Source organism: Kitasatospora sp. NPDC059146, from assembly GCF_042786665.1.
GTDB lineage: Bacteria > Actinomycetota > Actinomycetes > Streptomycetales > Streptomycetaceae > Kitasatospora.
Window position 1 is genome coordinate 33,488 of the sequence record NZ_JBHZCY010000014.1, and the last position, 11,909, is coordinate 45,396.

Here is an 11,909-nt window from a genome sequence, read left to right on the forward strand (position 1 = left end):
CACGAGGAAGAGGAAAGAGCGAGCATGCCCGAAGTCACTACCCCGTACGTGACCGGCACCCCGTGCTGGGTCGACCTGATGGCGAAGGACCAGCAGGCCGCGCTGGACTTCTACCGCGACCTCTTCGGCTGGCAGGGGCAGCCCGGCCCGGCCGAGTTCGGCGGCTACGCCGTCTGCGAGCTCAACGGAAAGGCGGCGGCCGGCATCGGCCCGGCGATGTCCCCCGAGGGCATGCCAGAGCCGCCCACCGTGTGGACCAGCTACCTGGCCACCACCGACGCCCAGGCCACCCAGGACGCCATCGTCGGGGCGGGCGGCACCCTGCTGGCCCCGGTGATGGACGTCGGCCCGCTGGGCCGGATGCTGATCGCCGCCGACCCGCAGGGCGCACCATTCGCGATGATCAAGCTCGCCCCGATGTAGTCCTGTCTCGTATACACATCTCACGCGGCCGCGCCCGCCGGCGCCCAGGGGCTCACCGAGCCCGGCGCGCTGACCTGGCACGCGCGTCCCACCACGGACGTCCCCGGCGCCACCGCCTTCTACGGCGAGGCCTTCGGCATCGAGATCGAGCCGGCGGAGGGCGCGGACTCCTACTGGGAACTGCGGGTCGGCGGCCGCCCCGTCGGCGGGGTCTCGCTGCTCGCCAACGACCCGCCCGGCACCCCGGCGCACTGGCTGAGCTACTTCGCGGTGGACGACGTGGACTCCTGTGCCGACGTCGTGGTCAAGCGCGGCGGCACCGTCCTCGCCCCGCCCTTCGACATGGTGGCCGGCCGGATGACGGTGGTCGCCGACCCGCAGGGCGCACCATTCGCGATGATCAAGCTCGCCCCGATGTAGTCACCCCGGCCCGGTGCGCCGCCCGTCGGCCCCGTCCATCCGTCCGCCCCGCCCGCCCGGCCTGAACGGGCGGGCGGGGCGCGTCACGGTCCGGGAGCAGGGGAAGGGGCAGGAAGGACGGGAAGGACCGGGGGACGACCGGAATCACCAGGAGAGAACGGAGCGCCGCCGTGGCCGGACGCCACCGCCGCCCGCCGGAGCCGGAGTTCCCGGCCGACGCCGACCACCGGCTCCGGGCCATCGCCGAGCAGCAGCCGCTGGTGGAGGAGGGCGTCGTGCTGCTCCCCGGCTCGGACCACCCGTACCTGTACCGCACCGTGTACCAGCCGGACGGCACGGTGCAGCACTCGCTGCTCAGGATCGACCCGGGGCCGTCGGAGCCGCTGGAGTCGCCGGAGCCGCCGGAGCCGCCGGGCGAGTGAGCGTCCTCCGGGGCCGCTCAGGCGGTGGCGGGGCCGAACCAGCGGGTCAGCGCCGCGTCCAGCGTCGGCTGGTCCGCGCCGAGCCAGGCCACGTAGCCGTCCGGGCGGAGCAGGACTGCGGGGGCGTCGAAGTCCTCGGCGGGATCGGTGACGTGGTCGACGCGGTCGGCCCAGCCGGTCACCGAGAGGGCGCCCCCGGTGGCGTCGAGCAGCAGGGCCCGTCCGCCGTGCATCCGCTCGTACAGGCGGCCGCTCTTCAACCGGACGTTCCGCAGCCGCCGCCCGAGCAGCTCGGGACCCGCACCGAAGTCGTAGCGGACACCGACGCCGAAGACCATCTCGGTCATGTAGCGGTTCACCTCCTCGAAGTCCATCAGCGTGGAGAGCAGTTCCCGCAGCGCGACCGCACCGGGCTCGGAGCCCAGCAGCGTCATCTGGGCGCGGGTGTTGGCCAGTACCCGGGCGCCCACCGGGTGGCGCTCGGCGTGGTAGCTGTCCAGGAGCCCTTCGGGGGCCCGGCCGTGGACGGCCGCGGCGAGCTTCCAGCCGAGGTTGTAGGCGTCCTGGATGCCGAGGTTGAGGCCCTGCCCGCCGGTGGGCGGGTGGATGTGCGCCGCGTCGCCGGCCAGGAAGGCCCGGCCGACCCGGTAGTGCTCCGCCTGCCGGGTCGCGTCGCCGAAGCGGGACAGCCAGCGGGGCGAGTGCGCCCCGAAATCGGTGCCGGCGACGGCGCGCAGCTGCTGCCGGAACTCCTCCAGGGTCGGGCCGTCGGCACGGTCCTCGGCGACGCCCGGGGCGGGCACGATCACCCGGTACAGCCCCTCGGCCCGGGGGACGGCGCCGAACCGCAGCTCGGTCCGGCGGACCCGGGCGACCACCTCCTCGACGGTCGCCGGGTCCTCGGCCAGCGACAGCTCGGCGAGCAGGGTGTCGACCCGGGACGGCTCGCCGGGGAAGGCGACGCCCAGCCGGCGGCGCACCGTGCTGCGGCCGCCGTCGCAGCCGACCAGGTAGCGCGAGCGCAGCCGGGTGCCGTCCGCCAGCTCGACCGTGACCCCGTCCTCGTCCTGGTCGAGCCCGGCCACCTCCTGGCCGCGCCGGACCTCCGCGCCGAGCTCGGCGGCGTACGCGCCGAGCAGCCGCTCGGTGACCGGCTGCTCGACGGACAGGCCGTAGTCGTGGGCGGTGTCCATGGTCTCCGGCCACGGCTTGTGGATGTGGCCGAAGAAGCCGCCGATCCGGAACTTCCGGCCCTCCGCGAGGAACCGGTCCAGCAGCCCGCGCTGGTCCATCATCTCCACGCTGCGCACGTGCAGGCCCTGGCCCCGGGACTCCGGGGTCGGCTCGGCCAGCCGCTCCAGGACGACCACCCGGACGCCCTGCAGCCGCAGTTCGATCGCCAGCATCAGGCCGGTCGGCCCGCCGCCGACCACGATCACGTCGATCATCGGAACATTCCCCCAGTGAGTGTCGAACGAGGCCGACAGTTCGGGACACCGGCCAACGTACGGTGCGAACCGCGCGAATCGCCAGGTTCCGGCCTCGGTCGACGATTGTGCGCCCCGAGGGGGGCCTTGCCGCAAGGCCCCCCTGGCGCGGTACCTTGATAGTGGCGGGGAGGCTCTGACCTCCCCGCCTTCGCTGTTTACGGGGGCCGAACAGACGCCGCCGGGTGGCCGGGGAGCGCGCCCGGGGCGGGCTCAGTCGCCGAGGGCGCGGCGCAGAACGGCGCCGAGGCGGTCGCGATCGACTGAGCGGGACAGTGGCGCGGAGCCACAGCACGGAGCCCCGGCCCGCAGGCGGAAATTCTCGGAATCGGGGACCCCGGGTCCGCCCGGAACGGTGCCGTGTGCGCCGTCGTCGGCGGTGCGACGGCACTCCGGTGGCGGTTCGCGATACCTGGGTCCAACGCCTGCCGACGGGTGCTCAGGCGGCTGGATGCGGCTCTGGTCCACCCGCTCTGACCTGGTGTTCTGCTGGAAATCTCGTAGGCTGGGGGAGTTCTGACGGACACTTTCGGAGGGGACATCGTGAGCACGGAGACCAATGCCTACGTGGGCGCGCGGATCCAGGTGTACGAATGGCCGGAGGCCGTCCGGAAGCGGCCGGGGATGTTCGTCGGATCGACGGGTGAACGGGGCCTGCGGCAGCTGGTGTTCGCAGTCTCCGACCGGGCGGTGAACGACGTCCTCGACGGCCGGGCGAGCCGCGTGGACGTCACCCTCCTGCCCGGGGGTGCGGTGCGGATCGCCGACGACGGGCCGGGTGTCCGCGTCGACGACGCCGGGGGCGCGGACGGGCCCGGTCTGGAGAGCGTGCTGACCCGGCTGGGAGTCGGTGGCCACTACGATGTGGTGCTGGGCAACCCTGATCTGGGGCCTGCCGTCACCAACGCCCTGGCGAGCCGACTCACGGCCGAGGTGCGGCGCGACGGGGTCCGCTGGGTCCAGGAGTACGCGTGCGGGATCGCGCTCGCTCCGCTGGCCCAGGCCGGGCCGGTGGTCGGGAGCGGCACCACCGTCACCTTCCGGCCCGATGCCGAGATCTTCGGGGCGACGGAGTTCTCCTACGAGGCTCTGGCGGAACGCTTCCGCGAACTCGCCTTCCTCAACCGGGGCCTGGACATCTCGCTGACCGACGAGCGGTACCCCGGCGAGCCCCGCGCGGAGCGGTTCCGGTTCCCGGGCGGGGCACGGGACTTCGTCACCTTCCTGGACTCCCTCGACGGGCGGGGTGACGAGCCGATTCGTCCGGAGGTCGTCGGCTTCACGCAGGAGGAGCCGGGGATGGCCGGGAGGATGGAGGTGGCCTGGCGGTGGCACCGCGCACCGGAGCAGCGGGTCCGGAGCTTCGCCAACTGCCGCCCCACGCCTGGCGGCGGCACCCATCAGCTGGGCTTCCTGGACGGGGTGGTGGCGGCGGTCACCGCCTACGCGCGCGAGCGGCGGCTGCTGACCATGCCTTGCGCCGACCTCGGCGCCGACCGGGTTGTCGAGGGCCTGACGGCGGTCGTGTCGGTGACCTTGGAGCGGCCGGAGTTCGAGGGATCCCTCCGTGACCGGCTGGGCAACACGGCCGTGCGGGCCTGCGTGGCACGGGCCGTGGAGGAGCGGCTCGGGCGGTGGCTGGCGGAGCACCCGGCGGAGGCCGCGGCCGTCGTCGAGCGGATCGTCCGGCCGGTCCGCGGGGACTGACGGGCGAGCGGGGCGCGGGGGTCAGGTGGTCGGTAGGAGGTAGCGGAGCTTGTTCCCCTCCGTGGCGGTCAGGCGTCCGCCGTTGGCCTCGATCACGCGGCGGGAGGCCGTGTTGGTCTCGTCGCAGGTCAGCAGCGCGCCGGTGATGCCGAGTTCGGCGGCCACCGGCAGTGCCGCGGCGAGCATCGCGGTCGCGTGGCCCCGTCGGCGGGCGCCGGGGCGGACGTCGTAGCCGATGTGGCCGCCGATGCGCTCCAGGTTCGGGGTGAGGCGGTGGCGGATGGCCAGGCGCCCCAGCAGCTGGTCACCCTCGGCCCACCACAGGGTGGTCATCGGTACCCCCGCGTCCCTGCGCATCCCGGCCTCGGTCCGCTCGGCGAGGACGCGTGCGACGTACGCGGCGAAGGCGTCCGGACCCGGGTCGGTCAGCGCGGCCGGGTCGACATCCTTGACGAACCAGGGGACGGCCTGGCCGGGTTCGGCGTGGAACTCGGCCACCGCGGTCAGGAACGAGGCCTGCAGCCGTACGGTCGGAGTGATCAGTTCGGGCATCGCGCCATGATGCCCGACCGGTCGGGCCGCCGTCACGGCCCGCGCCGCGACCGCCGTCGACGTCGGGGAGGGCGAGGCGGGCGGTGAGGAGGGAGGTGCGTTGGGCCTCGGTGCACCCGGATTCCTCGGCCGAGGCAATGGTCGGGCGACGGGTGCCCGGGTACGGCGCTCACCAGTGGGTGGCCGGCTCGATTCTCGTGATCATGGCTCAGATGCTGGCACCGGCGCCTCGATCGGGCAAGTGCTTGTCCGGCGGAGCCCGTTCGGAGTCCGTTCGGGGCCGATCGGCACCGCGGAACGCCGCTGTTAGCCTGATCGGCATGATCATGAGGAGATCAGAGAAACGGACCGATGACCGTGCGACCTCGGGGCCGCAACGGGCCCTGATCGCGGCCAGTTTCGTCAGCAGGGTGGGCAACGGCCTGTTCAACACCGCGGCCATGCTCTACTTCACGCTCGTGGTGCACCTGCCCGCCGTCCAGGTCGGTGCGGGGCTGACGATCGCGGGCCTGTGCGGGCTGGCCGCGGGCATACCGGCGGGCAACCTGGCCGACCGTCACGGTGCCCGCACCGTCTGGCTGGTGAGCGTGGCACTGCAGGCCGTGACCATGGCGGCCTTCGTCCTGATCGACGGCTGGGCGGCGTTCACGCTCGTCGCCACACTGGACCGGCTGGCCGCCACGGCGAGTAGCGCGGCGGGCGGTGCGCTCGTCGCGCGGGCGGGCGGTGAGCGCCCGGCCGCTTTCCGGGCCAGGCTGCGCACCTACGTCAACCTCGGCGTGGTCGCGGGGACCCTGGGCGCGGCCGTCGCCATCCAGATCGACACCCGTGCCGCCTACACCGCGCTGATCCTCGCCAACGCCGCCAGCTTCGCGGGCGCCGGGCTGATCGGCCTCCTGGGCGTCCCGGACTACCCGCCGCTGCCGCGGCCCGCGGAGCACCGCCGGTGGTCCGTCCTGGCGGACCGGCCGTACGTGTCCTTCGTCGCGCTCTACAGCGCCATGGGCTTCCAGTACCAGACCGTCTCCCTGCTGCTGCCGATCTGGCTGAGCGCCCACACCGACGCGCCGCGCTGGACGGTGGCGGCGGTCTACGCCGTCAACAGCGGTGTCTGCGCGCTGCTCCAGAGCCGGCTCGGGTCCAGGGTGGAGACCCCGCGGCAGGGAGGTCGGGCCTTCCGGCTCGCCGGGCTGCTGTTCCTGGTCAGCTGTCCGCTGATGGCGCTGACCGCCGACGTCCCGGTGTGGGTCGCCCCGGTGCTCGCCGTGCTCGCGGTGGGCATCCACAGCGTCGGCGAGGTGTGGGAGTCCTCAGGCGGCTACGCGCTGGCCTTCGGGCTGGCGCCCGACCACGCCCAGGGGCAGTACCAGGGCCTGTTCGGGATCGGCTTCAACGCGGGCCAGGCGCTCGCCCCGGCGGCCCTGACCGGCGCGGTCCTGGCGCTCGGACAGCCGGGCTGGCTGCTCCTCGGCGTGTTCTTCGCCGCCCTGGGCGTGGCCGGACCACCGGTGGCCGCCTGGGCCGAGCGGAGCCGCCCCGGGGCGCCCGAGGCGCCCGAGGCGGCCCGTCCGCAGACCGGGTCCGCGCCGGTGGAGGCCGACCGTTAGCGTGGGGAGCCGGTCCGGCCGCGCCGTCGCGGCGGCTCCGAGCGCCGGCCCCGTCAGCCCTTGCCGCCCGCCTTGAGCACCTGGGCGGCCGCGACGCCGGCGGCGCTGTTGCCGTGGCCGCCGCCCTCGACCTCGGCCGCGACGGCGAGGTCGTTGCGGTAGGCGATGAACCAGCTGTTGGTGGCCTGGCCCGAGCCGGCCTCGACGGTGCCGGTCTTGGCCCCGATCTGGCCGCCGAGGCCGGACATCGGGGTGCGGGCGGTGCCCTGGGTCGCCGTCCTGGCCATCATCGAGCGCAGCCCCTGGGCGACGTCGGAGGGCAGCTTCCCGGGGGCGGTCACCCGCTTGACGTCCTCGCGGAGCACCGGCTGACGGAACGTTCCGCTCTGCACGGTGGCCGCGACGGAGGCCATCAGCAGCGAGTTCACCTGGATCTGCCCCTGGCCGATGTACGCGGCCGCCGCCTCGTCCTTGTTGCCCGGCACCGGGATGGTGGCGTCGCGGCTCGGGATGCCGATCCGCCACTGGAGGCCGAGGCCGAACTGGTCGCGGGCGACCGAGCCCAGCGTGCCGAGCTGGAGCTTCTCCAGGCCCTTGTCGATGAAGCCGGTGTTGCAGGAGTGGATGAAGTCGTCGCTGAGGCTGTAGTCGAGGTGGTTGCCGGGCTCGTCGTTGTGCCAGGTCCGGGGCGAGTTGGTGGTCTCCTTGCAGGGCGCGGCGGTGTCCGGGGTGACCCCGGCCTCCAGCAGCGCGGCCGCGGTGATCACCTTCATCGTCGAACCGGGCGCCTGTCCGCCGCCGACCGCGCGGTTGAAGCCGCCCTGCGGGGCGTAGGCCATCGCCAGGATGTTGCCGGTGCTCGGCTGGACGGCCACCAGCGAGGCGGGCTTGCCGTTCGCGGACTGCTGCTTCACCGCCTCCTCGGCGACCTGCTGGAGGTCGGCGTCCAGGGTGAGCTTGACCTGCGGGGCGCTCGGCGGGGTCAGCACGAACAGCTCCTCCGCCTCCTGCCCGCCGCCGGAGAGCACCACGGCCTGCCCGGTGACGGCCTTCGCGCCGTCGGGCGGGGCGATCTGGGGCAGCACGGACTGCAGCGACGGGAGCGCGTCCAGCGGCCGCCCCTTGCGGTCGGTGGGCTTGGACACCGGGTTCGGCAGGGCCTTCACGGCGAGGGTCCGGCCCGCGGCCAGCTTGGGGTGGACCACGGTCGGCGCCCAGCGCACCAGCACCCGCCCGTCGGAGGCACGCACCGCGCCGAGGGCGCTCTCGTACTCCCAGGCCTGCGCGGTGCCGTCGAACTCCGCCCGCACCCGGTAGCCGACGGCGGGCTCGCTCGGCGTGCCGGCGGGCGCGGGGCCCGTTCCGGTCAGGGTGAGGGCGCGGGCGGACACGTTGTCGTGGAACGAGGCGAGCGCCATCCGGGCGGCCTCCGGGCGATCGGTGAGCCCGGCCGCGACGGTGAGGTCGCCGCGGCCCCAGGCCGCCAGGAAGTCCTTGGCCACGGCGTCGGCCTGTTCGGCGGTGGGCGGCGCCTGCGGCTCCTTGGCGGTCGTGGAGGCGGCCCCGCCGCCGGTGTCGGTGGAGCCGCCGGACACGGCGCTCAGCACGTTGTAGGCGCCGTAGCCCGCGACGACGACCAGTGCCGTGAACACCCCGCCGACCGCCACCAGCCAGATCCGGCGGGAGCGCCGGCGCTGCGGGGCCTGCGGGTGGCCGTCTGCGTGGACGAGGTGGTCGTCGTACCCGTCTTCTCCGTACGGCTCGTACGACTCGTACGGTTCGTGCTCTTCGTGGTCCCGGTGCATGCTGCTGCGTCCCCCTGGTACGTCCTGTGATTTCCGGTGTTCGTGGGCCCGCCGACGCACCGGCGCGGCCGGCCGGGTGCCCGGGCGGCCGCCCGGCGGGTCGTTCGGGCGCGGACCAGCCTAAGCGTCGTCGATCGGGCGTTCGACGGCGGGGTCTTTGCCAACGCTTGACCTACCCGAGGGGCGGCCGTCGGGTCAGCGGCCCGTGGTGACGACCATCCGGAACCGGGCCCGCCCGCTGCTCATCCTCGCCACGGCGGCGGCGGTCTCCTCCAGCGGGAGCTCCTCGACCCAGGCCCGGACGCCGGTGCGCTCGGCGAAGCGCAGGGTGTCCCGGGTGTCGAGGGCCGCGCCGGAGGAGTGGGCGTAGACCTTGCGGTCCGCGGCGATCAGTTGCAGCGGGCTGATCGCGAGCGGGGCGGGGGACACCCCGACGATGACGAGCTCGCCGCGGCGGCCCAGGCCGTCGACGGTGGCGGACATGGCGTCGGCGTCGGTGACGGTGGCCAGCACGACCTTGACCCCGCCGAGCGCCTGGAGGGCCTCGGCGACGTTCCCGGCGGTGCTGTCCACGTAGTGGTCCGCGCCGAGCCGGTACGCCAGCGGCCCCTTCTCCGCGCCGCGCGCGACGGCGACCGTGCGCAGGCCCATGGCGTGGGCGAACTGGACGCCCAGGTGGCCGAGGCCGCCGAGGCCGAGCACCGCCACGGTGTCGCCCGGGCGGGCGGCGGAGCGGCGGAGGGCGTTGAACACGGTCACGCCGGCGCAGGCCAGCGGCGCGGCCTCGACGGCGGTCAGTCCGTCGGGCACCGCCGCGAGCGCGTCGGCGGGCACGATGACGGAGTCGGCGTAGCCGCCGGGGTAGGCCGCGCCGGGGACCTGGAGGTGGGGGCAGAGGATGGCGTCGCCGTCGCGGCAGGCCTCGCAGTGCCCGCAGCTGCCGCCGAACCAGCCGACCGCGACCCGGTCGCCCACCTGCCAGCCCTCGACGCCCTCGCCGAGGGCGTCGATCCGGCCCGCGATCTCGTGACCGGGGGTGACCGGGAAGGTGGTGCCGGGCAGCTGGCCGGCCGCGATCAGCAGGTCCGAGTGGCAGACGCCGCACGCCTCGACGGTGATCCGGACGGAACCGGCGCCGGGGGTGCGTAGTGGGACCTCGACCAGCTCGGGAGCCCCGCCCGGGGCGGCGATCCGGACGGCCCGCACGACGCCGTCGGCCGGGGCGGGAGCGGGAGCCGGGGTGGAGGCAGGGGTGGCAGCCATGGCGATCCTTCGGCGGGAGGTCGGCGCGGGGCGGGCCCGCACGCGCTGTCCCCACCAGCTTGCCGCCTGCTCCCGCCGTCCGCTCCCGCGCCGGCTGTCGCCGCCCGCGCCCGCGCTTCCGTTCGTGCCTGCGCCCGCTCCTCCGCCCGCTCCCGAGCGCCCGCCCGGCGCGCGCCCGTCCCGTCCGCGCCGTGGACGCGGACGCTCCGGACTGGTATCCAAACCCTGGCAGCCGGGTCGACGGGCGGCCCGGGCCGGACGGACCACCAGGAGAGCAGGGCGATGCGCAGGATTCTGATCGTCGGCGCCGGACAGGCCGGCCTCCAACTGGCCCTCGGACTGCAGTCCCACGGCTACGACGTCACGCTGCTGACCGACCGTGACGCCCAGGAGGTGCGGGACGGGCGGGTGCTGTCCAGCCAGTGCATGTTCGACTCCGCGCTGCGCCACGAGCGCGCCCTCGGCCTGGACCTGTGGGCCGGTGCGGCGCCCCGGATCGAGGGCATCGGCCTGTCGGTCGGCGGCCCGGACGCGACCAGGGTGATCGACTGGACCGGGCGGCTCGCGGCCCCCGCCCACTCCGTCGACCAGCGGTTGAAGATGTCCACCTGGTTGGAGCTCTACGCCGAGCGCGGCGGCCGGATGGAGGTGCGGCGGGTGAGCGCCGCCGACGTCGAACACCTCGCCGGCTCCTACGACCTGGTGCTGGTCGCCACCGGAAAGGGCGGACTGGCCTCGCTGTTCGAGCGCGACGAGGAGCGCTCCCCGTTCCGGCGTCCGCAGCGCGCGCTCGCCGCGAGCTATGTGTACGGGCTGGCGCCGCGCCCCGACCAGGAGTTCCCGGCGGTGCGCTGCAACCTGGTGCCCGGCGTCGGCGAGTTCTTCGTCGTGCCGGCCCTGACGGCGGCCGGGCCCTGCGACATCCTGCTCTGGGAGGCCCAGCCGGGCGGTCCGGCGGACGCCTTCGACGGGCTCCGCGCGCCTGGTGAACACCTGCGGGTGACGCTGGAGTTGATGAAGGCCTTCACTCCTTGGGAGCACGACCGCGCCCGCTCCGGCGTCGAACTCACCGACGCCGGCGCCACCCTGGCGGGCCGCTTCGCCCCGGTGGTCCGCCGACCGGTCGGCGAACTGCCGGGCGGCGGCGCGGTGCTGGGCGTCGCCGACGTGGTCGTCACCAACGACCCGATCACCGGGCAGGGCGCCAACGCCGCCGCCAAGTGCGCCGCCCGGTACCTGGAGGCGATCCTCGCGCACGGCGACAAGCCCCTCGACCGGGACTTCCAGCAGGCCGCCTTCGACCGCTTCTGGGCGGAGACCGGCCGGGCCGTCACCGACTGGTCGAACGCGATGCTGCGCCCCGCGCCCCCGCACGCCGTCGAACTGTTCGGCGCGGCCGGCCGGTTCCAGGCCGTGGCCGACCGGTTCGCCAACTGCTTCGACCACCCGGAGGACGTCGAGGAGTGGCTGCTCGACCCGGGGAAGGCCGCCGCCTACCTGGCGTCCCCGGCGGTCCGGGGCTGAGCCCCGGCCCCGCCCCGGCGTCGAAGCGGTCACGACAGGGTCAAGCTCTCGCCAAGTACCGCACGGCAACGACCTGATGATGGTGGGTTCGTGTCGGCCCCGGTCCGCCGGGGAACGACGGAGCACGGAACGCGAACAACAGGAGACACGTGGTGGCGGTCGACGGCGGCAACATGGCGCACGCGGTGGTGGAGACGGCGGTGAAGGAGCGCACGCGCCTGCAGACCGGGCGCAGCCGGACCACGGCGCTGGTGCTGCTGGTCCTGCTGGCCGGCCTCGGCCTCTTCCTGGCGCTGGTCGTCGGCAAGGCCGATCCGACCAGCGCCCCGGACTGCGACGGCCAGACCATGACCAGGCAGAACACCTGCCAGATCATCTCCAACCGCGGCGGCGGGGGCACGTTCAGCTACGACGAGATGATCGACCGCCGGGAGTCCGGGAAGGGCGTGTGGCAGGCGGTCGGCTTCATCGGCACCGGCCTGTCCGTGGTCCTGATGGGGGTGGCGATCAGCAAGCTCAACCCCAACCGCCCCTGGGGCAAGCAGGTCGACGCCGCCTGCCCGCGCTGCCACCAGCTGACCCTGCGCGAGAAGCTGACGATGCACACCGTCTCGCGGGGGCGCACCAACTACCGCTACAGCGGCATCGTCACGCTCTGCACACCGGTCTGCGGGTTCACCGCCGTCCGCCAGCGCTGAC

At 74.4% G+C, this 11,909-nt stretch carries 9 protein-coding genes and 1 pseudogene; 6 read left to right on the forward strand and 4 right to left on the reverse strand.

Features of this window, described 5'->3' with window-relative positions; all coding sequences use genetic code 11:
• The first annotated feature begins 24 nt into the window (after positions 1-24).
• Both ACFXPX_RS08870 and ACFXPX_RS08875 read left to right on the forward strand, forming a co-directional pair.
• Positions 25-843, forward strand: a pseudogene (locus tag ACFXPX_RS08870) (VOC family protein).
• 170 nt (positions 844-1,013) lie between these two features.
• Complete coding sequence (locus tag ACFXPX_RS08875; RefSeq protein WP_380522222.1) at positions 1,014-1,265, forward strand: hypothetical protein; 252 nt, start codon at positions 1,014-1,016, stop codon at positions 1,263-1,265.
• A 17-nt stretch (positions 1,266-1,282) separates the two neighbouring features.
• On the opposite strand, the gene rox is transcribed toward ACFXPX_RS08875, so the two are convergent.
• Entirely contained in the window at positions 1,283-2,713 is a 1,431-nt protein-coding gene (rox, locus tag ACFXPX_RS08880) for a rifampin monooxygenase (RefSeq protein WP_380640271.1), read from the reverse strand.
• A 582-nt stretch (positions 2,714-3,295) separates the two neighbouring features.
• Here rox and ACFXPX_RS08885 point away from each other — a divergent pair.
• Positions 3,296-4,459 carry a DNA gyrase subunit B gene (locus ACFXPX_RS08885; protein ID WP_380640274.1) on the forward strand — a complete coding sequence of 388 codons (1,164 nt, stop codon included), beginning with the start codon at positions 3,296-3,298 and terminating at the stop codon, positions 4,457-4,459.
• A 21-nt stretch (positions 4,460-4,480) separates the two neighbouring features.
• Here the strand turns inward: ACFXPX_RS08885 and ACFXPX_RS08890 are convergent, their stop codons facing one another.
• A complete protein-coding gene (locus ACFXPX_RS08890) occupies positions 4,481-5,011 on the reverse strand; it encodes a GNAT family N-acetyltransferase (RefSeq protein WP_380640277.1) in 531 nt (176 codons plus the stop codon).
• A 326-nt stretch (positions 5,012-5,337) separates the two neighbouring features.
• On the opposite strand from ACFXPX_RS08890, the gene ACFXPX_RS08895 reads away from it, so the two are divergent.
• Positions 5,338-6,618, forward strand: a complete 1,281-nt coding sequence (locus ACFXPX_RS08895; RefSeq protein ID WP_380640279.1) for an MFS transporter — start codon at positions 5,338-5,340, stop codon at positions 6,616-6,618.
• 53 nt (positions 6,619-6,671) lie between these two features.
• Here the strand turns inward: ACFXPX_RS08895 and ACFXPX_RS08900 are convergent, their stop codons facing one another.
• Both ACFXPX_RS08900 and ACFXPX_RS08905 read right to left on the reverse strand, forming a co-directional pair.
• Positions 6,672-8,423, reverse strand: a complete 1,752-nt coding sequence (locus ACFXPX_RS08900) for a penicillin-binding transpeptidase domain-containing protein (RefSeq protein WP_380640281.1) — start codon at positions 8,421-8,423, stop codon at positions 6,672-6,674.
• Between the two features lie 195 nt (positions 8,424-8,618).
• Positions 8,619-9,686: an alcohol dehydrogenase catalytic domain-containing protein gene (locus tag ACFXPX_RS08905; protein WP_380640283.1), complete on the reverse strand. Its 1,068-nt coding sequence runs from the start codon at positions 9,684-9,686 to the stop codon at positions 8,619-8,621.
• Positions 9,687-9,968: 282 nt separating this feature from the next.
• On the opposite strand from ACFXPX_RS08905, the gene ACFXPX_RS08910 reads away from it, so the two are divergent.
• Entirely contained in the window at positions 9,969-11,210 is a 1,242-nt protein-coding gene (locus tag ACFXPX_RS08910) for a styrene monooxygenase/indole monooxygenase family protein (RefSeq protein WP_380640285.1), read from the forward strand.
• A gap of 152 nt (positions 11,211-11,362) precedes the next feature.
• Positions 11,363-11,908 carry a hypothetical protein gene (locus tag ACFXPX_RS08915; RefSeq protein WP_380522203.1) on the forward strand — a complete coding sequence of 182 codons (546 nt, stop codon included), beginning with the start codon at positions 11,363-11,365 and terminating at the stop codon, positions 11,906-11,908.
• The last annotated feature ends 1 nt before the right edge of the window (position 11,909 follow it).